General features: G+C 65.2%; 22 protein-coding genes. 1 reads left to right on the top strand and 21 read right to left on the bottom strand.

What is annotated here, in order from left to right; all coding sequences use genetic code 11:
* From nuoH to E7681_RS11790, 19 genes are all read right to left on the bottom strand, one after another.
* Complete coding sequence (gene nuoH / locus E7681_RS11880) at positions 1-1038, bottom strand: NADH-quinone oxidoreductase subunit NuoH (RefSeq protein WP_136339519.1); 1038 nt, start codon at positions 1036-1038, stop codon at positions 1-3.
* Positions 1039-1045: 7 nt separating this feature from the next.
* The gene (locus tag E7681_RS11875; RefSeq protein WP_136339518.1) at positions 1046-1438 is read right to left on the bottom strand and encodes a hypothetical protein; all 393 of its coding nucleotides are present in this window, start codon (positions 1436-1438) and stop codon (positions 1046-1048) included.
* Positions 1438-3456 carry an NADH-quinone oxidoreductase subunit NuoG gene (gene nuoG / locus E7681_RS11870; protein ID WP_136339517.1) on the bottom strand — a complete coding sequence of 673 codons (2019 nt, stop codon included), beginning with the start codon at positions 3454-3456 and terminating at the stop codon, positions 1438-1440. The genes E7681_RS11875 and nuoG overlap by 1 nt, the downstream gene beginning before the upstream one ends.
* A gap of 6 nt (positions 3457-3462) precedes the next feature.
* Positions 3463-3867 (bottom strand): DUF5333 domain-containing protein, encoded by a 405-nt coding sequence (locus E7681_RS11865; RefSeq protein ID WP_136339516.1) that lies wholly within the window; start codon positions 3865-3867, stop codon positions 3463-3465.
* Positions 3868-3997: 130 nt separating this feature from the next.
* Positions 3998-4273: a hypothetical protein gene (locus tag E7681_RS11860; RefSeq protein ID WP_136339515.1), complete on the bottom strand. Its 276-nt coding sequence runs from the start codon at positions 4271-4273 to the stop codon at positions 3998-4000.
* Positions 4274-4335: 62 nt separating this feature from the next.
* On the bottom strand, positions 4336-5634 hold the full coding sequence (gene nuoF, locus E7681_RS11855) for an NADH-quinone oxidoreductase subunit NuoF (RefSeq protein ID WP_136339514.1): 1299 nt from the start codon (positions 5632-5634) through the stop codon (positions 4336-4338).
* Positions 5635-5638: 4 nt separating this feature from the next.
* A complete protein-coding gene (locus E7681_RS11850; protein WP_136339513.1) occupies positions 5639-5860 on the bottom strand; it encodes a DUF5337 domain-containing protein in 222 nt (73 codons plus the stop codon).
* Positions 5861-5872: 12 nt separating this feature from the next.
* A complete protein-coding gene (nuoE, locus tag E7681_RS11845; RefSeq protein ID WP_136339512.1) occupies positions 5873-6970 on the bottom strand; it encodes an NADH-quinone oxidoreductase subunit NuoE in 1098 nt (365 codons plus the stop codon).
* 79 nt (positions 6971-7049) lie between these two features.
* Positions 7050-8273 (bottom strand): NADH-quinone oxidoreductase subunit D, encoded by a 1224-nt coding sequence (locus E7681_RS11840; RefSeq protein WP_211089798.1) that lies wholly within the window; start codon positions 8271-8273, stop codon positions 7050-7052.
* Complete coding sequence (locus E7681_RS11835) at positions 8273-8878, bottom strand: NADH-quinone oxidoreductase subunit C (protein ID WP_136339510.1); 606 nt, start codon at positions 8876-8878, stop codon at positions 8273-8275. The genes E7681_RS11840 and E7681_RS11835 overlap by 1 nt, the downstream gene beginning before the upstream one ends.
* A gap of 12 nt (positions 8879-8890) precedes the next feature.
* A complete protein-coding gene (locus E7681_RS11830; RefSeq protein WP_235891383.1) occupies positions 8891-9424 on the bottom strand; it encodes a NuoB/complex I 20 kDa subunit family protein in 534 nt (177 codons plus the stop codon).
* On the bottom strand, positions 9415-9780 hold the full coding sequence (locus E7681_RS11825) for an NADH-quinone oxidoreductase subunit A (protein ID WP_136339681.1): 366 nt from the start codon (positions 9778-9780) through the stop codon (positions 9415-9417). Before E7681_RS11825 ends, E7681_RS11830 begins: the two co-directional genes overlap by 10 nt.
* Positions 9781-10162: 382 nt before the next feature.
* Positions 10163-10942 (bottom strand): crotonase/enoyl-CoA hydratase family protein, encoded by a 780-nt coding sequence (locus E7681_RS11820; protein ID WP_136339509.1) that lies wholly within the window; start codon positions 10940-10942, stop codon positions 10163-10165.
* 2 nt (positions 10943-10944) lie between these two features.
* The gene (locus tag E7681_RS11815; RefSeq protein ID WP_136339508.1) at positions 10945-11799 is read right to left on the bottom strand and encodes a hydroxymethylglutaryl-CoA lyase; all 855 of its coding nucleotides are present in this window, start codon (positions 11797-11799) and stop codon (positions 10945-10947) included.
* 3 nt (positions 11800-11802) lie between these two features.
* Positions 11803-13740 (bottom strand): ATP-binding protein, encoded by a 1938-nt coding sequence (locus tag E7681_RS11810; RefSeq protein WP_136339507.1) that lies wholly within the window; start codon positions 13738-13740, stop codon positions 11803-11805.
* Between the two features lie 78 nt (positions 13741-13818).
* A complete protein-coding gene (locus E7681_RS11805; protein WP_136339506.1) occupies positions 13819-15423 on the bottom strand; it encodes a carboxyl transferase domain-containing protein in 1605 nt (534 codons plus the stop codon).
* Complete coding sequence (locus tag E7681_RS11800) at positions 15420-15806, bottom strand: hypothetical protein (protein WP_136339505.1); 387 nt, start codon at positions 15804-15806, stop codon at positions 15420-15422. The genes E7681_RS11805 and E7681_RS11800 overlap by 4 nt, the downstream gene beginning before the upstream one ends.
* Positions 15803-17371 (bottom strand): AMP-binding protein, encoded by a 1569-nt coding sequence (locus tag E7681_RS11795; protein ID WP_136339504.1) that lies wholly within the window; start codon positions 17369-17371, stop codon positions 15803-15805. Before E7681_RS11795 ends, E7681_RS11800 begins: the two co-directional genes overlap by 4 nt.
* Positions 17372-17374: 3 nt before the next feature.
* Entirely contained in the window at positions 17375-18538 is a 1164-nt protein-coding gene (locus tag E7681_RS11790; protein ID WP_136339503.1) for an isovaleryl-CoA dehydrogenase, read from the bottom strand.
* 143 nt (positions 18539-18681) lie between these two features.
* On the opposite strand from E7681_RS11790, the gene E7681_RS11785 reads away from it, so the two are divergent.
* A complete protein-coding gene (locus E7681_RS11785) occupies positions 18682-19137 on the top strand; it encodes a CreA family protein (protein ID WP_136339502.1) in 456 nt (151 codons plus the stop codon).
* A gap of 117 nt (positions 19138-19254) precedes the next feature.
* Here the strand turns inward: E7681_RS11785 and E7681_RS11780 are convergent, their stop codons facing one another.
* Together E7681_RS11780 and E7681_RS11775 are read right to left on the bottom strand one after the other, a co-directional pair.
* Positions 19255-20448 carry a DegT/DnrJ/EryC1/StrS family aminotransferase gene (locus tag E7681_RS11780; RefSeq protein ID WP_136339501.1) on the bottom strand — a complete coding sequence of 398 codons (1194 nt, stop codon included), beginning with the start codon at positions 20446-20448 and terminating at the stop codon, positions 19255-19257.
* Positions 20445-21119, bottom strand: coding sequence for an HAD-IA family hydrolase (locus tag E7681_RS11775; RefSeq protein WP_136339500.1), 675 nt, complete (start codon positions 21117-21119; stop codon positions 20445-20447). Before E7681_RS11775 ends, E7681_RS11780 begins: the two co-directional genes overlap by 4 nt.
* Positions 21120-21207: the final 88 nt, after the last annotated feature.

Genomic DNA, 21207 nt, shown 5'->3' with positions numbered 1-21207 from the left:
TCAGCCTCCAATCGCCCAGCGGGCATAGGCACCGCCGAAAAGTTCAAATTTTGCAAGGAACGCCACCAGGACAACCCAGCCCAGCGACAGCGGCAGGAACACTTTCCAACCGATCCGCATCAGCTGGTCGTAGCGGTAGCGCGGGGTGATCGCCTTCACCATGGCGAAGATGAAGAAGAAGAACGCCATCTTGCCCACCATCCACAGCGCGCCATCGGGCAGGCCGGGGATCGGCGACAGCCAGCCGCCGAAGAACAGCAGCGAGACCAGGGCGCACATCAGGAAGATCGCGATGTATTCGCCAGCCATGAACAGCAGGAACGGGGTTGCCGAGTATTCCACCTGGTAACCAGCCACCAGTTCCGATTCCGCTTCGGGCAGGTCGAACGGCGGGCGGTTGGTTTCGGCCAGCGCCGAGATGAAGAACAGGAACACCATCGGGAAGTGCGGCAGCCAGTACCAGCTGAAGAAGCCATAAGCACCGTCCTGCGCGCGCACGATGTCACCGAAGTTCATCGAGCCGGTCGAGATGATGATGCCGATGATGATCAGGCCCAGCGACACCTCGTACGAGATCATCTGTGCGGCAGACCGCAGCGACCCCAGGAACGGGTATTTCGAGTTCGACGCCCAGCCACCCATGATCACGCCGTACACCTCGAGCGAGGAGACCGCGAAGATGTACAGGATCGCGACGTTGATGTCCGACAGCACCCAGCCATCCGCGAAGGGGATCACCGCCCAGGCGATCATGGCCAGCACGAAGCTGGTCATCGGGGCCAGGATGAAGACGACCTTGTCGGCACCGGCGGGGATGACCACCTCTTTGACGACGTATTTCAGGGCGTCCGCCACCGATTGCAGCAGGCCGAACACGCCCACCACGTTGGGGCCGCGGCGCATCTGAACTGCGGCCCAGATCTTGCGGTCGCCATAGACCAGGAACAGCAGCGAAATCATCACGAAGGCGACGACGGCCAGCGTCTGGGCCACCATGATGATCGCTATTCCGAAGGGGGTGGTAAAGAAGTCTGCCATTAGGTCCTCACACCGTCGGTATTCCGTTTTCCGCGCAATGAGCAGCGACGACTTCGGCGTCGATCGTCCTCAAACCGCGAGGCAGCGCAGACGAGATGGTATACACAGCATCCCCCCGCCACAGGCCGCCCTGTTGCTCTACATTCGTGCGCAGATGGCGCGCGAACCCATATCCACGGATCAGCGTGTACTGTGCAGCCGCACATTCCGCGTAATCCGATACGTCCTCGGCCGTCCGGGCCCCGCCCATGGTCACCACGAAGTTGACCAGGTCGCCGTCCAGCAGCTGCGTCTCGATCCCGCGATAGTCGGGATGGAACGGCGCGGCCTCAGGCTGCGCGTTCACGCAACCTGCGACCGAGGCCGTCATCCCCAGGGATATGAGCGCAGCCCGGATCATCACTCGGCCGCCACCGGGGTTGCCGCGCGCGCCTTGGCGTTGGCCGCCAGTTCGCCCATCAGAGCGCTGGCCCGCGCGATCGGGTTGGTCAGATAGAACTGATCGTCCGAGGCGATGGCCAGGCGGAACTCGCCGGTTTTCAGCGGCGCGGTTTCCAGCGCCTGCCACTCGTTCGCGACGACCTGATCGATCTGCGCCAGATGCGGCACTTCGGCGATCAGGGCCTGACGCAGCTGGGCCAGGCTGTCATAGGGCAGTGCTGCCCCCAGCTCGGCGCTCAGGGCGCGCAGGATGGCCCAGTTTTCCTTGGCCTCACCCGGTGCGAACGCGGCGCGCATCGCCAGTTGCGGGCGGCCCTCGGTGTTCACGAACAGGCCGTTTTCCTCGGTATAGGCGGCGGCGGGCAGGATGATGTCCGCACGGTGCGCACCGCGGTCGCCGTGGCTGCCCTGGTAGATCACCACCGGGCCTGCGCCGACTTCGACTTCGTCCGCACCGAGGTTGAAGATCACCTCGGCCCCGTCCAGCGCCTTTTCCAGGCCACCTTCGGTCACGGCGCCGACGTCCATCGCGCCAACGCGGCTGGCCGCGCCGTGCAGGACCAGCATCTTACCGCCCAGTTTCTCGGTCAGCGCCTGCGCCTGTGCCAGAACCTTGATGCCGTCGCCCTCGGTGATGGCGCCCTGCCCCACGATGACGATGGCATTGGCGGTTTCACCCGCATCGGCCACGGCCTGCATCAGCGCCTCGCGGCCCATGCCCAGATCGGTGGTTTCATAGGTCAGATCAGCCTTCGGCCCGATCACGCGCACATCCGCACCCTTGGCCCATGCCTTGCGGATACGAGCGTTCAGCACGGGGGCTTCGTTGCGCGGGTTGGTGCCGACCAGGTAGATCACCTTGGCGGTGTCGATATCTTCGATCGCGGCGGTCCCGACATAGGCCGAGCGGTTGCCAGCCGGCAGAACCGCGCCGTTGGTGCGCGATTCAATCGAGCCGCCCAGACCGGTAACCAGTTGTTTCAGCGCGAAAATCGCCTCGACCGGGGCCAGATCGCCGACCAGAGCGGCAACCTTCTTGCCCTTCATTGCGGCTGCGGCGGCGGCCAGAGCTTCGCCCCAGCTTGCCTTACGCAGCTTGCCGTTTTCGCGGATATAGGGCGTGTCCAGACGCTGACGACGCAGGCCGTCCCAGATGAAACGCGACTTGTCCGACAGCCATTCCTCGTTCACGCCGTCGTTGTTGCGCGGCATGATGCGCATGACCTGACGGCCCTTGGTGTCGACGCGGATGTTCGAACCCAGAGCGTCCATCACGTCGATGGTTTCGGTCTTGGTCAGTTCCCACGGACGCGCGGTGAAGGCGTAGGGCTTCGAGACCAGCGCGCCAACCGGGCACAGGTCGATGATGTTGCCCTGCATGTTCGAGGCCAGCGTCTCGTTCAGGTAGCTGGTGATCTCGCTGTCCTCGCCACGGCCGGTCTGGCCCATCTGGGTGATGCCGGCGACTTCGGTGGTGAAGCGCACGCAGCGGGTGCAGCTGATGCAGCGGGTCATGTGGGTTTCCACAAGCGGACCCAGGTTCAGGTCTTCGCTGGCGCGCTTGGGCTCGCGGTAGCGGCTGAAATCGACGCCGTACGCCATGGCCTGGTCCTGCAGGTCGCATTCACCGCCCTGGTCGCAGATCGGGCAATCCAGCGGGTGGTTGATCAGCAGGAATTCCATGACGCCCTCGCGGGCTTTCTTGACCATCGGCGAGTTGGTTTTCACCACCGGCGGCTGGCCTTCCGGCCCCGGACGCAGGTCGCGGACCTGCATCGCGCAGGATGCGGCGGGTTTGGGCGGGCCGCCCACGACCTCGACCAGGCACATGCGGCAGTTGCCCGCGATCGACAGACGCTCGTGATAGCAGAAGCGCGGCACTTCGACCCCGGCCTGTTCACAGGCCTGGATCAGGGTCATCGCCCCTTCCACTTCGATCTCGGTCTCGTCGATAATGATCTTGCGTAGGTCAGACATGGGGTCTCACTTTGCTCTCAGTAGTTGACCGATCAGGGTGCCCTTCTCGATCTCGGCCCGGCCGAGAGTGCAGAAGGTTTCCTTATCGGCATAGCTTACGCCGTTGGCTTTCAGGTAGGCCTCGCCACGGGCGCGCATCCGCGCCTTTTCCTCGGGGGATTTGACGTAGGCTTTGATCTCTTGCTCGCTGTAGCCCAGCTCTTTGGCGCGGGATTCCAGCGTGTTGATATATCCCAGCGCGCGGAACAGCCGGGCCGAGATGCCATCGCATTGCTGGCGAATCTCGTCGGCGACGGCGACAGCGAACAGGCCGTCGTCGATTTCCTTGACTTCGCGCAGCGGCTGCAGGGCTGCCGCCATCGAGGCACTGGCCAGCATCGAGGTCGCGATCAGGGTCGGAATCAGGCGCATGTCATATCTCCTTTCGACAGAGCCGGGCGGGACGCAAAACGCGTCCGCCCATCTCTGGAAGAGATGGGGCGCAGGTCGGTTGTCATGCAATAACAACCTGCCCAAACCCCTGATATGACAGCGAAATTCATCATCCCTCGCAGCGTCCCCGCAGGATCAGGACATCCGAGTCCAGTTTCGCATCGCGCGCGTCGGTTTCCTCGACGACCAGCCATTCCAGCTTGGAATTGCCGTAGTTGGTCACGCAATGGCGCGTGGCTTCGTAGCGGCCGGCATCTTCTGCGCCTTCGCGGCTTTGCTTGGCGCCCGGCACCGTCACGTCAAACATCCGCGGATCATCCTTCAGGTGGGTGATCTTGGGTTTGAAGTAATGGCCGTCAAAGGCAATGCGCTGCTTGTTGGCCATGCTTCCGCATCCGGCCAGCAAGCTTAGGCATACCAGGGACAGAACCGCACCACGCATCTGGATCACTCCGCTGCGACGGCGCTGATACGGCCGGTTTTCTGTGCCTTGATGCGATCCTCGATCACATCGCGGAAGTTGCGGATCAGGCCCTGGATCGGCCATGCGGCTGCGTCGCCCAGGGCGCAGATGGTGTGGCCTTCGACCTGCTTGGTGACGTCCCACAGCATGTCGATCTCTTCCATCTCGGCCTCGCCTTTGACCAGGCGATCCATGACGCGCATCATCCAGCCGGTGCCTTCGCGGCAGGGCGTGCACTGGCCGCAGCTTTCGTGCTTGTAGAACTTGGACAGACGCCAGATTGCTTTCACGATGTCGGTCTGCTTGTCCATCACGATGATGGCCGCGGTGCCCAGGCCCGAGCCCAGCTCACCACGCAGATAGTCGAAGTCCATGATCGCGTCGCGCATCTTTTCGCCGCGCACACACGGAACCGAAGAGCCACCGGGGATCACGGCCAGCAGGTTGTCCCAGCCGCCACGGATGCCGCCGCAATGCTTCTCGATCAGTTCCTCGAAGGTGATCGACATCGCTTCTTCGACGACGCAGGGGTTGTTGACGTGGCCCGAGATCGCGAACAGCTTGGTGCCTGCGTTGTTCGGACGGCCGAAGCCTGCGAACCAGCTGGCGCCGCGGCGCAGGATGGTCGGCACGACGGCGATGGATTCCACGTTGTTCACGGTGGTCGGGCAGCCATAGAGACCCGCGCCAGCCGGGAACGGCGGCTTCATCCGGGGCATGCCCTTCTTGCCTTCCAGCGATTCAATCAGCGCGGTTTCTTCGCCGCAGATATAGGCGCCGGCGCCGTGATGCAGGAACAGGTCGAAATCATAGCCCGAGCCAGCCGCGTTCTTGCCCAGCAGGCCCGCGTCATAGCACTCGTCGATGGCGGCCTGCAGCGCCTCACGCTCGCGGATGTATTCGCCGCGCAGGTAGATGTAGCAGGTGTGCGCGTTCATCGCGAAGGACGCAATCAGCGCCCCTTCGATCAGCGTGTGCGGATCGTGGCGCATGATTTCGCGGTCTTTGCAGGTGCCGGGTTCGGATTCGTCGGCGTTGATCACCAGATAGGCCGGGCGACCGTCGCTTTCCTTCGGCATGAAGGACCATTTCAGACCGGTCGGGAAGCCCGCGCCGCCACGGCCACGCAGACCGCTGGCTTTCATCTCGCTGATGATCCAGTCGCGGCCCTTCTGGATGATCCCGGCGGTGCCGTCCCAATGCCCACGGGCGCGGGCACCCGCCAGGGTCCGCTCGTGCATACCGTAGATATTGGTAAAGATACGGTCTTGATCCTTCAGCATCCGTTTACCTCTGATCGTTTTGGCGCGCGCGCCAGATTTGATAGATCATCGCGATGGCCAGAACGAACCCGGCCAGGGCGATCAGGTCGAACAAAGCGCGGGTGCGCATGTCCAGACCCATTTGTCCTCCGATGAAGGTGGCGGCGATCCAGAACGCACCCGTACCCGCGATCAAAAGCGCAACCTTGCGCCCCTTGCGTGCCAGTTCTGCGTCCCGGTCAGCCATCCCTCATCCGCCTCAGTACACGTCGCCCTTGTCGACGCGCTTCGAGAATTCCGTCTCTTCGCCAGCCGCCAGTTTCGTGGCCTGATCGATCCAGCCATCACGCTGGATACGGCCCTTGAACTTCAGGCGGTTGTCAACCCAGGCAATCTGGGCTTCGGTCCACTTGGCGATCTGGTCGAAGTGGAAGAAGCCCAGCTCGTTCAGGGTCTGCTCCAGCTTGGGTCCGACGCCCTTGATCTTCTTCAGATCGTCAGCCTTGCCGTCACGGGCCGCGGTCAGCAGTTCGGGTTCGGCTTCGGCGACGTCCGCTGCGGCGGCCTTGGCGTCCTCAACCTGCTTGGCGACCGGCTTGGGCGCGGGCGCTTCGGGTTTCGGTGCGGGGGCTGCGGGCTTGCTGGTGCGGTTCTTCAGCCAAGGCGTCAGCAGCGGCACTTCGGTGCCGTCGATGCGCTTGATGCTGTCGCCGATGTCGGTCGCCAGCTGGGCCGAAGCGTTGTACTTGGTGTGACCGCTGTCGAAATCCTTCAGCGAGGTCAGGCCACCCAGCGGTTCAGCTGCGAAACGGCCGTTCTGCGGACCCGGCACCGGCACTTTGCCAGCGGCCATGTCGTCCAGCATCTTGGCCAGGCCTTCTGCGGTCAGGTCTTCGTAATAGTCCTTGCCGATCTGCGCCATCGGAGCGTTGGTGCACGCGCCCAGGCATTCCACCTCTTCCCAGCTGAACTTGCCGTCAGCGGACAGGGTGAAGGGCTTGTCGGCGATCTTTTCGCGGCAAACCGCGATCAGATCCTCGGCGCCGCAGATCATGCACGAGGTCGTGCCGCAGATCTGGATATGGGCCACCGAGCCGACCGGCTGCAGCTGGAACATGAAGTAGAAGGTCGCCACTTCGAGCGCGCGGATATAGGCCATGCCCAGCATGTCGGCGACGGTTTCGATCGCCGGACGGGTCAGCCAGCCCTCTTGCTCTTGTGCGCGCCACAGCAGCGGGATGATCGCCGATTGCTGACGCCCTTCGGGGTACTTGGTGATCTGCGCCTCGGCCCAGGCCTGGTTGGCCGGGGTGAAGGCGAAGGAAGCGGGTTGGTCTTTGTACAGACGGCGGAGCATTACTTGGTCCCTTCGGCTGCGGGGCGGTGTTGGACGCCTCCGGCGGGAGTATTTTGGTCAGAAAGAAGCACGAAGCGCATCAGCGGTCGATCTCCCCGAACACGATGTCCATGGTGCCGATGATGGCCGCGACGTCCGCCAGCTGGTGACCTTTGGCCACGTGGTCCATCGCCTGCAGGTGCAGGAAGCCGGGCGCGCGCAGCTTGGCGCGGTAGGGCTTGTTGCTGCCATCCGAGACCATGTAGACGCCAAACTCGCCCTTGGGTGCCTCGACCGCGGCGTAGACTTCGCCAGCGGGGACGTGGAACCCTTCGGTGTAGAGTTTGAAGTGGTGGATCAGCGCCTCCATCGAGGTCTTCATCTCGCCGCGTTTCGGCGGGGTCAGCTTGCCACGGGCCAGCACGTCGCCGGTGGCTTCGCGCAGTTTGCCGATGGCCTGACGGATGATGCTGATCGACTGGCGCATCTCTTCCATGCGGCACAGGTAGCGGTCGTAGCAGTCGCCGTGCTTGCCGACGGGGACCTGGAACTCGAACTCGTCGTAGCATTCATAGGGCTGCGCGCGGCGCAGGTCCCATGCCAGGCCCGAGCCACGGACCATGACGCCCGAGAAGCCGTATTTCTGGATGTCGTCTTCGGTGATCACACCGATGTCGCAGTTACGCTGCTTGAAGATCCGGTTCTCGGTCAGCAGGCCGTCGATGTCGTCCAGGACTTTGGGGAACTCGATCGCCCATTCCTCGATATCGTCAACCAGCTGGTCGGGCAGGTCCTGGTGGACGCCGCCGGGACGGAAGTAGTTGGAGTGCAGACGGGCACCGCAGGCGCGCTCGTAGAAGATCATCAGCTTCTCGCGCTCTTCGAAGCCCCACAGCGGCGGGGTCAGGGCGCCAACGTCCATCGCCTGCGTCGTCACGTTCAGCAGGTGGTTCAGGATACGGCCGATTTCCGAGTACAGAACGCGGATCAGCTGCGCCCGGCGGGGCACTTCGACGCCGCACAGTTTTTCAATCGCCAGGCACCAGGCATGTTCCTGGTTCATCGGCGCCACGTAGTCGAGGCGGTCCAGATAGGGCAGGTTCTGCAGATAGGTGCGCGATTCCATCAGCTTTTCGGTGCCACGGTGCAGCAGGCCGATATGCGGGTCGCAGCGTTCCACGATCTCGCCGTCCAGCTCCAGCACCAGACGCAGCACGCCGTGCGCTGCCGGGTGCTGCGGGCCGAAGTTGATGTTGAAGTTGCGGATTTTCTGCTCGCCGCTCAGCGCGTCAACGCTGCCGTCGTCAAACTTCGAGCCGTCCATCATTTCGCATTCCCCTTTTCATCGCCGGGCAGGATGTAGTTGGCCCCTTCCCACGGCGACATGAAATCGAACTGGCGGTATTCCTGCACCAGTTTCACCGGCTCGTAGACGACGCGTTTCTGCGCTTCGTCATAGCGGACTTCGGTGTAGCCCGTGGTCGGGAAATCCTTGCGCAGCGGGTGGCCGCGGAAACCATAGTCCGTCAGCAGACGGCGCAGGTCCGGGTGGCCGGTGAACAGGATGCCGAACATGTCGAACACTTCACGCTCGAACCAGTTGGCCGAGGGGTGCACGTCGACGATCGAGGCCACCATGTCCTCTTCGCGCACAGAGACGCGCAGGCGGATGCGGTGGTTCTGGTACATCGACAGGAAGTGATAGACCACGTCGAACCGCTTGGCCCGATCCGGGTAATCGACGGCGGTGATGTCCACCAGGGTCGAGAACTTGCAGGTCGGGTCGGTTTTCAGGAATTCGACGAAATCCACGATCTTGCCGGGGGTGACGTCGATGGTCAGCTCGCCAAACGCAACATCCCAGCCGATCACGTCGGCCGAGCGTTTCAGTTCGATATGGGTCGCCAGTTCTTGCAGAGCGGTGCTCATTCTTCTTCCCCCTTAGCGCACGATCGTGCCGGTGCGGCGGATCTTGCGGGCCAGCTGCATGAAGCCATACAGCAGCGCCTCGGCGGTCGGCGGGCAGCCGGGGACGTAGACGTCCACGGGCACGATGCGGTCGCAACCGCGCACCACCGAATACGAGTAATGGTAGTAGCCCCCGCCATTGGCGCAGGACCCCATCGAGATCACGTAGCGCGGCTCGGGCATCTGGTCGTAGACCTTGCGCAGCGCCGGGGCCATCTTGTTGGTCAGCGTGCCGGCCACGATCATCACGTCCGACTGACGCGGGGACGCGCGCGGCGCGATCCCGAAGCGTTCGGCGTCGTAACGCGGCATCGAGGTGTGCATCATTTCAACCGCGCAGCAGGCCAGACCAAAGGTCATCCAGTGCAGAGAGCCGGTGCGGCCCCAGTTGATGATGTCGTCCACCGTGGTCAGCAGGAAGCCCTTGTCCTGAAGCTCGCGGTTCAGCTCCTGCGTGGCGACTTCGCGGTCGAAGCCAGCCGTATTCGCACCGGTCATCACTCCCATTCCAGGGCCCCTTTCTTCCACTCATAGGCGAAGCCTGCGGTCAGCACGCCCAGGAACACCATCATCGACCAGAAGCCGACCATGCTGACGTCCTTGAAGGCCACGGCCCAGGGGAACAGCATCGCGATTTCCAGGTCGAAAATGATGAACAGGATCGACACCAGGTAGAACCGGACGTCGAACTTCATCCGCGCATCGTCGAACGCGTTGAAACCGCATTCGTAGGCCGACACTTTTTCCGGGTCCGGGTTGCGGACGGCCAGGATCACGGCTGCAAGGATAAGAACAAGGCCAAGAGCAGTGGCGATGGCCAGAAAGACGAGAATGGGAAGGTATTCCCTCAGCATCTCTTCCACGGTGGCTCCTTTCATGCGCGGGCGCGCAGTCAGTAGGCTGATTTTGCTTTGCCGGGTTTACTCCCGCGCCCCTTCGGGGTCAACCGAACCTGAGACACATTCATCATTGTGAAGATGTTGGGAAAAATCAGGTATACAACGGCACACAAAGGCTTTCTGCGTTGCGCTGCGGCAATTCGCGCGGGATTTTTTTGGGGTTGGGTAGTGAAATTCCCCGATCAGGCCCCATGAGGCCCCGAACCACCCCGAAAATTTTTTCGCGATTCTGGGTAAAGGGGCAGCCAATATGCATGTTTGGCCAAGAAAAACGGCGCGTTTGACCGCGCCGCCCGTGTTTTCAGCGAAAGAGATTCGCGCCTGCAAAGCGCCCCTCCAGCCGGGCTCAGCCCTGCCAGGAAGGTTTCCGTTTGTCGAAAAACGCGCCGATCCCCTCGGGGGCTTCCTGGCCCTCCCAGCAGGCTGCCAGCTCGCCCACGGTGTGCAGGATCGTCGCCTCGTCGATGCGCGGCCCAAGGGTGCGCAGCAGCGCCTTGGCGCGGGCCACGGCGCCGGGGGCGCAGTCCAGGTAGGGGGCGACCTCGGCCTCGATTGCGGCGTCCAGATCGGCGGCCGGAACCGCCTTGGCCAGCAACCCAAGCGAGACCGCCTCGGCCGCGTCGAACCGGCGGCCCGACATGAACACGCGGCGCGCGTTCGCCTCGCCCATGCGGGCGCAGACATAGGGGCCGATGGTGGCCGGGATCAGGCCCAGCCGGGTTTCGGTCAGCCCCATCAGCACCGTATCCGCCCCGATGGCGATGTCGCAGACCGAGGCCATGCCGACCCCGCCGCCGAACGCATTGCCCTGCACGCGCCCGATCAGCGGCTTGGGCAGGGTGTTCAGCGCCTGCAGCATCCAGGCCAGCTTGCCGGCCTCTTCCATGCGCACGGCGGGCTCTGCCTCGAACTGCTGGCGCATCCAGCCCAGATCGCCGCCCGCGCAAAAGCTTTTGCCCTTGGCGGCCAGCACCACGACCCGCACCGAGTCATCCGCGCCCAGTTGGGTCGCCGCCTCGTGCAGCTCGGCGATCATCTGCGCCGACAGGGCGTTGTGCTTGTCCTCGCGGTCCAGCCACAGCGTTGCCACGCCGCGCGCGTCCCGCTCGATCGAGATCGTCTCCATCCTTACATCCCCCGCATCGCGCGTGCCATCGCACCCGCCGTTTCCAGAATTTCGGGTTTCAGCCCCGTGGCATATCCCAGCTCGATCAGCTTGGCATGGACCGCCTCGGTGGCGACATTGCCCGCCGCACCGGGGGCGTAGGGGCAACCGCCCAGCCCCCCCACGGCCGCGTCGAACACGCGCAGGCCCTTGTCCAGCGACACCTCGATATTGGCCAGCGCGCGGCCCGCCGTGTCGTGGTAATGGCCCGCCAGCTTGCCCGCAGGGACGACCTGCAGCACCGCGTCCAGCATCGCGCCGATGCTTTCCGGGGTGCCCTGCCCGATCGTGTCGCCCAGGCTGATCTCGTAGCAGCCCATCGCGGCCAGTTCGGCGGCAACACGCGCCACGGCCTCGGGGCGCACCGCGCCGTCATAGGGGCAGTCGGTCACGCAGCTGACATAGCCGCGCACCTTGACGCCCGCCGCCCGCGCCGCTTCGGCCACGGGGCGAAACCGCTCCAGGCTTTCGGCGATGGTGGCGTTGATGTTGGCCTTGGAAAACCCTTCCGAGGCCGAGCCGAAGATCGCCACCTCGTCCGCCTTGGCGGCAAGGGCGCGTTCCAGCCCCATCATGTTCGGCGTCAGCGCGGCATAAGACACGCCGCTTGCGCGAGTGATCCCGGCCAGCACCTCGGCGCTATCGGCCATCTGCGGCACCCATTTCGGGCTGACAAAGCTGGCGACCTCGATCCGGCGGAAGCCACCGCCGGACAGGCAATCCACCAGCGCGACCTTGGCCGCGGTAGGGATCTGCGCCTTTTCGTTTTGCAAGCCGTCGCGGGGGCCGACCTCGAAGATCTCGACGTATTCGGTCATCGCTTATTCCTCGTCTTCCAGCCGGATCAGGGCCGCGCCTGCCTCGACCTGGCTGCCTGCAGCGACCAGAACCTCGGCCACGACGCCGTCGCGCGCCGCCAGCAGCGAGTGTTCCATCTTCATCGCCTCCAGGATGGCCAGACGGTCGCCCGCGGCAACCTGTTGGCCAGCCGTCGCAAAGACCGCCTTGACCAGACCTGGCATCGGCGCCTCGATCAGGTTGCCGGCCGCACCGGCGCTGGCCGCGCGGTCCAGCGGATCGACGACGTGGAAGGCCACGCCATAATCGGCGAACACCGTGATCACCGCGCCCGAGCGTGCCCAATCGGCCGCCTTGGCGCCGTCAAAGCTCCAGCCGCTGGCGCCATACAGCGCCTCGACCACCAGCCCGTCCACGTTGATCAGCGCCGAGCCCGCGCCACGCAGCATCACGCCCACGTCCAGCGGTTCACCGTCGCGTTCCAGCAGCACCTCGCGCCAGCTGGCGCCCCACAGGGTAAAGCCCTGATCCCAGTCCGGCTTGCCCATCAGGTTCAGCGCCACCATCGCGGCCTGCGCGGTGATCTGCGGGGCGACCGTGGGGGCCGTTACCAGGCTGCCCAGATCGCGCCCGATCAGGCCGGTATCGACCTGCCCCGCCGCGAACCCCTTGTGCGCGCACAGGGCGCCCAGAAAGGCCAGGTTGGTCACGGTGCCCGCGACCTGCGTGCCCGCCAGCGCCTGACCCAGCTGTTTCAGCGCCACTTCGCGGGTGGCCCCGTGGGTGATGACCTTGGCGATCATCGGATCGTAGAACGGGCTGATCGTGTCGCCCGAGCGCACGCCGCTATCAGCCCGGCACGACGCCGGGAACGCCAGATGGGACAGCGTGCCGGTGGCCGGCAGGAAGCCCTTGGGCACGTCCTCGGCATACAGGCGCGCCTCGAAGGCGTGGCCGGTGATCGTCAGCTCGTCCTGCATCTTGGGCAGGCCCTCGCCGCTGGCGACGCGCAGCTGCCATTCGACCAGATCGACGCCGGTGATGGCCTCGGTCACGGGGTGTTCCACCTGCAGGCGGGTGTTCATCTCCATGAACCAGAACCCGTCAGTGCGCAGGCCACGGCTGCCATCGACGATGAATTCGATGGTGCCCGCTCCCTTGTAGCCGATCGCCTCGGCGGCGCGGACGGCGGCGTGCCCCATCGCGGCGCGCATCTCGCGCGTCATGCCGGGGGCCGGAGCCTCTTCGATCACCTTCTGGTGGCGGCGCTGCAGCGAGCAGTCGCGTTCAAACAGGTGCACCGCGCTGGTGCCGTCGCCAAAGACCTGCACCTCGATATGGCGGGGCTGCTGGATGTATTTCTCGATCAGAACGTCAGGGTTGCCGAAGGCCGTCCGCGCCTCGCCCTGCGCCGAGGCCAACGCATCCGCGAAATCCTTGGGGCGTTCGACAAGGCGCATGCCCTTGCCGCCGCCGCCCGCAACGGCCTTGATCAGCACCGGATAGCCGATGGCGTCAGCCGCGCCGGACAGGTGTTCCGGGTCCTGGTTGGCGCCGTGATAACCCGGCACGACGGGCACGCCCGCCTCCTCCATCAACGCCTTGGCGGCGTCCTTGAGGCCCATCTTGCGGATCGCACTGGCCGAGGGGCCGATGAACACCAGCCCGGCGGCTTCGACGGCATCGACGAAGCCGGGGTTTTCAGAGAGGAAGCCATAGCCGGGGTGGATGGCTTGTGCGCCGGTGGCCAGCGCGGCCTCGATGATGGCGTCGCCGCGCAGGTAGCTTTGCGCCGGGGCCGAGCCACCGATATGCACGGCCTCGTCCGCGGCGGCCACATGGGCGGCCTGCGCGTCGGCATCGGAATAGACGGCCACCACCTTGACGCCCAGCTTGCGGGCCGTGGCGGCCACGCGGACGGCGATCTCGCCCCGGTTGGCAATCAGGATCTTGTCAAACATCAGTTCGGTCCTTTCGGTTCGGGCAGTACCGGGGGCCAGCCCCCGGACCCCCGGGATATTTGGAAAAAGAAGAAGGCATCACATCCGGAAGACGCCGAACTTCGTGTCCTCGATCGGGGCGTTCAGCGTGGCGCTGAGCGACAGGGCCAGCACGTCGCGGGTTTTGCGCGGGTCCACGATGCCGTCGTCCCACAGGCGGGCGGCGGCGTAGAGCGGGTGGCTTTGTTCCTCGAACATCTCGATGGTGGGGCGCTTGAACTCGGCCTCTTCCTCGGAGGACCAGGTGCCGCCTGCGCGCTCGATGCCGTCGCGTTTCACGGTAGCCAGAACGCCCGCGGCCTGTTCGCCGCCCATCACGCTGATGCGGCTGTTCGGCCAGCTCCAGAGGAAGCGCGGGGAATAGGCGCGGCCGGCCATGCCGTAATTGCCCGCACCGAAGGAGCCGCCCACCAGCATGGTGATTTTCGGTACCTTGGTGGTGGCGACGGCGGTGACCATCTTGGCGCCGTGGCGCGCGATGCCCTCGTTTTCGTATTTGCGGCCGACCATGAAGCCGGTGATGTTTTGCAGGAAGATCAGCGGGATCTTGCGCTGGCTGCACAGTTCGACGAAATGCGCGCCCTTTTGCGCGGCTTCCGAGAACAGCACGCCGTTGTTGGCGATGATGCCCACCGGGCAGCCCTTGATATGGGCAAAGCCGGTGACCAGGGTTTCGCCGAAGCGCGGCTTGAACTCGTCAAAGCGCGAGCCGTCGACGGTGCGGGCGATCACCTCGCGGATGTCGTAGGGGGTGCGCAGGTCGGCGGGCACGACGCCCAGGATTTCCTCGGGGTCGTAGAGCGGTTCCTCGGAGGATTGCCACTGCACGCCCAGCGGTTTGGCGCGGTTCAGGTGGCTGACTGCGCGGCGGGCCAGCGCGATGGCGTGGGCGTCGTCCTCGGCCAGGTAATCGGCCACGCCCGACAGGCGGGTGTGCACATCGCCGCCGCCCAGATCCTCGGCGGTGACGACTTCGCCGGTGGCGGCCTTGACCAGCGGCGGGCCGGCCAGGAAGATCGTGCCCTGTTCCTTGACGATGATCGTCACGTCCGACATCGCGGGCACATAGGCGCCGCCTGCGGTGCACGATCCCATCACCACGGCGATCTGCGGGATGCCCTTGGCGGACATGTTCGCCTGGTTGAAGAAGATGCGGCCGAAGTGGTCGCGATCGGGGAACACCTCGTCCTGGTTGGGCAGGTTGGCGCCGCCGCTGTCGACCAGGTAGATGCAGGGCAGGTTGTTCTGCTCGGCGATTTCCTGGGCGCGCAGGTGTTTCTTGACCGTCATCGGGTAGTAGGTGCCGCCCTTCACGGTGGCGTCGTTGCACACGATCATGCATTCCAGCCCGTGCACGCGGCCAATGCCCGCGATCACGCCCGCGCTGGGGGCGGCGTTGTCATACATGTTGTGGGCCGCGGTGGCGCCGATCTCGAGGAAGGGCGAATCCGGGTCCAGCAGCGCGCGCACCCGGCGGCGCGGCAGCATCTTGCCGCGGGCCTCGTGGCGTTGACGGGATTTTTCGCCCCCACCCATGCGGGCGGCTTCGGCGGCTTCGCGGATCACCTCCAGCGCCTCGAGGTGCCCACGCCGGTTGGCCTGGAACGTCTCGGACGAGGGGATGGCAGAAGAGTTCAGTTTCATAGGACCTCCACCTGAAAGAAATGCCGCTCCAGTCGCGCGCGGATCAGAATGACCAACACCGCGAAGACGGCCGTGAATGAGAACATCGCCACGGCGGCGGGCGTCAGCCCCCCGTCAGGCGAGACGAAAGACAGCGACAGTACCATGCCGCCGATGAACAGCGCCGCCACCAGCAGCGGCAGCAGCCCCTGCCAGACCAGCAGGCCGGGGCCATCGGGCCGTGTGCTCAGCACCAGCCGCGCCTCGCAGCCCGGGCAGGCGGCAAACTCGTTGTACCGGGTCCGCTTGGCCCCGCCCCGAAAGGTCGAGTGCAGCGCGAACCATCCCGGTTCGGCCCCGCAGTTCGGGCAGGCATGGCCGGACAGGCGCGACATCAGGCTCATGATGCCTCCTGACTGGCGCGGGCCTTCAACTCTTTGCGGATCACCTTGCCGGTGACGGTCATCGGCAGCGCGTCCAGGAACCCGATTTCGCGCGGGTAGGAATGCTTGGCGACGCGCTCCTTGACGAAGCCCTGCAGCTCGGCCGCCAGCGCGTCCGAGGGCGCATGGCCCGGTTTCAGCACGACATAGGCCTTGACGATCTCGGTGCGCAGCGGGTCGGGTTTGCCGATCACGCCCACCGTGGCCACCGCCGGGTGGCGCAGCAGGCAATCCTCGATCTCGGACGGCCCGATCCGGTAACCCGCACTGGTGATGACGTCATCCTCGCGCCCGACAAAGCGCAAGAAGTCGTCCTCCCACCGGCCGCGGTCGCCGGTCAGCATCCAGTCACCCAGGAATTTCTCGGCCGTCGCCTCGGGCCGGTTCCAGTAGCCCAGCATCATGCTGGCGGCACCCTTTGCGATCGCCACGTCGCCCTCGCCGTCGGTCGGCAGGCCGTCCGCGTCCAGCACCGCGATGCGGAACCCCGGAGAGGGCTTGCCGATGCAGCCCGGTCGCGCGTCGAACAGCGCCCCGCAGGACGAGGCGACCATGTTGCATTCGGTCTGCCCGTAGAATTCGTTGATCGCCACGCCAAAGGCATCACGCCCCCAGGCCAGCATCTCGGCGCCCAGCGGTTCGCCCCCCGACGCGACCGAGCGCAGCCCGGAAATCCGCGCGTCCTCGGCCTTCAGCATCCGCAGCGCGGTGGGCGGGAAAAACACGTTGCGCACGCCGCCTTCGGCCACGATGCGCTGACATTCGGCTACGGTGAACTTGTCCATCCGTGCCGCCACGACCGGCACGCCCAGCGCCAGCCCCGGCATCAGCACGTCGAACAGCCCGCCGATCCAGGCCCAATCGGCCGGGGTCCACAGGCAATCGCCCCCCTGCCCCAGAAAATCATGGCTGACCTCGACCCCCGGCAGGTGGCCAAGCAGCACGCGGTGACCATGCAGCGCGCCCTTGGGCGCCCCGGTCGTGCCGCTGGTATAGATCAGAACCGCCGGATCCTCGGGGCCGGTATCGACCGCCTCAACGGGCGTGTCGCTCAGCGACAGCTCCTCGGGCACGATTTGCCCGTGCCCAGCGCCCGCCAGCCATTCGCGCAGCCCATCCGTGCCCTCGGGGTCCGAGACCACCCAGGCCACGCCGGCATCCTCCAGACGCGTCAGCAGCGCCTCGGTGCCAAAGAGTTTGAACAGGGGAATGGAAATCGCGCCCAGTTTCCAGCACGCGATATGCGCCGCCGCCGTCCAGGGGGACTGAGACCGCAGCACACCCACCCGGTCGCCCCGCTGCACGCCCTTCGCGCGCAGCTCGGCGGCCAGGGTATCGGCCATGCGGCGCAACATGCCATAACTCACGTTGCGCCGGGTGCCGGCGGTCATGTCGATGATCGCCACGCGATCCGGCACCCGCGCGGCCCAGTCGTCACAGACCTGCCGCGCCATGTTCAGCCGTTCCGGAAGGTTCCATTGGAACCCCCGTACCAGGCTGCCGTAGTCCTCCCCCCTCAGCAGCATGGCTCAGCTCATCGCCGCCATCATTTCGCGGCCCACCAGCATCCGGCGGATTTCCGAGGTGCCTGCGCCGATCTCCATCAGCTTGGCGTCGCGGAAAATGCGCCCGACCGGGTTGTCGCTCAGATAGCCCGCGCCACCGAACGCCTGCACGGCCTGGTGCGCCACGACCATCGCTTCTTCAGAGGCATAGAGACAGCACGCCGCCGCATCCTGACGGGTCACCTCGCCACGATCGCAGGCCTTGGCCACCTCGTAGACATAGGCCCGGGCCGAGTTCATCTTGGTGTACATGTCCGCCAGCTTGCCCTGCATCAGCTGGAAATTCCCGATGGGCTGACCGAACTGCTTGCGCTCGGCCATGTAGGGCATGACCTCGTCCAGGCAGGCCGCCATGATGCCGGTGCCGATCCCGGCCAGCACCACGCGCTCATAATCCAGGCCCGACATCAACACGCGCACGCCCTTGCCTTCTTCGCCCAGCACGTTTTCGAACGGCACTTCGACATTGTCGAAGATCAGCTCGGCCGTGTTCGAGCCGCGCATCCCCAGCTTGTCGAAATGCTTCGAGGTGCTGAACCCCTTCATCGACTTCTCGACGATGAAAGCGGTGATGCCCTTGCTGCCCGCTTCGGGGTCGGTTTTGGCATAAACCACCAGCGTGTCCGCATCCGGGCCGTTGGTGATCCAGTACTTGTTGCCGTTCAGCACGTAATAGCCGTTGCGCTTATCCGCCTTCAGCTTCATCGACACCACGTCCGAGCCCGCCGACGGTTCCGACATCGCCAGCGCGCCGACGGTCTTGCCCGAGATCAGCCCCGGCAGGTACTTCATCTTCTGCTCATGGGTGCCGTTCAGCTTGATCTGGTTGACGCACAGGTTCGAATGCGCGCCATAAGACAGCGACACCGAGGCCGACGCCCGCGCGATCTCCTCGACCGCGATCACATGCGCCAGATAGGACATGCCCGCCCCGCCGTATTCCTCAGGGGTGGTGATACCCAGCAGACCCAGCTCGCCCATCTCTTCCCACAGCTCGTTGGGGAATTCGTTGTCCTGGTCAATCTTGGCCGCCATCGGCTTGACCCGCTCTTGTGCCCAGCGATGCACCATCTCGCGCAGCGCATTCACATCCTCGCCCAGGTCGTACTTCATCACCGCGTTGAACATGGCCGATCCTCCATCTCATTGTCCCGTTATTGAACGCTTGTTCATAAATAGACACAGGCCCCGAGTCGGGTCAATACAAATGACAAAACTGGCAATTCCGGCCGCACTCCCCATCTAAGGACAAACCAATTGCCGGAGACCCCATGCGCCACCTCCCCCTCGCCTGCGCCGCCCTGCTGATCGCCGCCACGCCCCTTGCCGCCGACAAAGTCGGAGAAATCGGCGTCGACTGGACCGGAAACGATATCGTCCTCGAAGCGATCCACGACCCCAAGGTCGAGGGCGTCACCTGCCACATCGCCTATTTCGACCGCGGCCTGCTGGACCGCCTCAGCCAGGGCAACTGGTTCGAGGACCCCTCGAACGCCTCCATCGCCTGCCGCCAGACCGGCCCGATCACCATCGGCGACATCGACCGCAGCCAAGGCGGCGAGGACGTGTTCAAGACGTCCCGCTCGATCATCTTCAAGAAACTGCGCGTCAAACGGATCTTCGACGAGGCCAACCAGACCCTGATCTACGTCGCCCACGCGACGGAACTGGCCGAAGGCTCGGCCAAGGTCTCGATCTCCACCGTGCCGCTCTACGGCAGCGACTAAGGTTGGGGGCGCTGCCCCCAAACCCCCGGAGTATTTCATTCAGAAAGAAACCAGATCTGCTTCTTTCTGATCCAAATACTCACTTCCCACAAATGCCGCCCAGCGCAAGCGCCAGGGTCAGAGCGACTGATACACCGCGCTGACTTCGGCGCGAATGATGCGGGCGATCAGGGCGCAATCCTGGGTGCTGAAGGTCAGTGGCAGGCGCATGTCCAGGATGGCCTTGAGCACCCGGTCGCTGGCGGGCATGGGCGCGCTGGGGGCGTAGCGCCAGCTGTCATAGCGGCTGGTGAAGCCCACCGGCTCGGCGCCGCCGAACCATTTCAGTTCCACCCCGCGGGCCGCGCAGCGGCGCTGGACCTCTTGGATGGCGGCATCGGGCCAGTCCAGCAGCAGGAACTGGATCGAGCTGCCGACGAAGTATTCCTGTTCGGACCGTTCGATCACCGTCAGGCCGGTTGTGTCGCGCAGGCCGGTCTCGACCACCCGATAGCGTTCGTTCCAGCGGTCGCATTGGGTGCCGAGTGCGCGCAGTTGTGGGCGCAGGATCGCGGCGCGCAGGTTGTCCATGCGGCCTGACACGTTAGGGGTGTCGTATTTCACCGCCTCGAACGTCGCCGCATCCGGCGCAGCAAGGTGGCGGTCGTACAGCATGTACGAGCCCGACAGCATCACCGCTCGCGCCATCACCTGCGCGTCATCGGTGATCAGCAGCCCGCCCTCGCCCGAGTTCATGTGTTTGTAAGTCTGGGTCGAATAGCAGCCGATCACCCCATCCGTCCCCGATAGCCGCCCGTTCCAGCGCGCACCCATTGTGTGGGCGCAGTCCTCGATCACCTGGATACCCGCATCGGCGCAGATCTGCAGCAGCCGGTCCATGTCGCACAGGTGGCCGCGCATGTGGCTGAGCATCAGCACATCCGCCTGATCCGCCTTGGCCGCCAGATCATCCAGATCAATTACCAGCGCCTCGGTCACGCCCACGAACAGCGGCACCGCCCCGACCGAGGCGATCGCCCCCGGCACTGGTGCCAGCGTGAAGGCGTTGGTCAGCACCCGGTCGCCCGGCTTTACCCCCACCGCCCGCAGCGCGCAGGCCAGCGCGTAGCCGCCTGACGCCACCGCCAGCGCATAGCGCGCGCCCATTGCGGCGGCGAATTCCTGCTCCAGCAGGGCGACCTCGCCGGGATCGTCGCCCACCGTGTTGTACCGGTGCAGCCGGCCCGAGCGCATCACCCGCAGCGCCGCCTCGATCCCCTCTTCGGGGATGGGTTCCTGCTGGGTGAAGTTGCCGGTGAAGACCTCGGTCATGCGGCGGGCCCCAGCAGGCCCTGCACCACGCCCAGCAGGTCGTCGTAGTGGTCCAGCAGCGCCTCGGGGTTCAACGCTTCGACCCCGCGCCCGTCCGGGCCGAAGGTCACCAGCACGCAGGGCACGCCCATCGCGGCGGCGGTCTTGCGGTCGGTCATGGTGTCGCCGATCAGCACCGATTGCGCCGGATCACCGCCCGCGCGCAGCACCGCCTGGCGCAGCGGCTCCGGGTCGGGTTTGCGCACCGGCAGCGTGTCCGCCCCGATCAGCGAGGCAAACGCATCCCGCACCCCCAGCCGCTGCATCAGGGTTTCGGCCAGCCCCTCGGGCTTGTTCGTGCAGATGCCAACGCGATAGCCCGCGCCGCACAGCGCCCCCACCGCCTCCATCACGCCGGGATACAGCGTGGTGTGCCGGTCGATATCCGCACCGTAGGCCTCCAGCAGCACGGGATACCATTCAGCGATCTGCCCTTCGATGTCCGGGTGGTTCAGCCGCTCCAGCCCCAGCTTCAGCATCGCGCGCCCGCCGTGGAACGCGGTCGAGGCATCCTGCGCCACGCTCAGCACGTCGCCTTCGCCCATCCCGCGGAAACAGGCGTTCGCCGCCGCGATCAGGTCGCCGCTTGTGTCTGCCAGCGTCCCGTCCAGATCGAATATTACAGTTTTCATCGCCTGCCCCGTGTTTTCAGCGCCTTTCCGCGCACCCTTGTCACATGCCGCAATCACAAGTGACTCATCGCGGGCTTGCGCCGCGCCC

Origin of the sequence: Thalassobius vesicularis (assembly GCF_004799325.1) — a bacterium.
In the GTDB taxonomy this organism is placed as follows: domain Bacteria; phylum Pseudomonadota; class Alphaproteobacteria; order Rhodobacterales; family Rhodobacteraceae; genus Thalassobius; species Thalassobius vesicularis.
The sequence above is the reverse complement of the archived record's forward strand: the minus strand, read 5'-3'. Positions and strand labels throughout refer to the sequence as shown.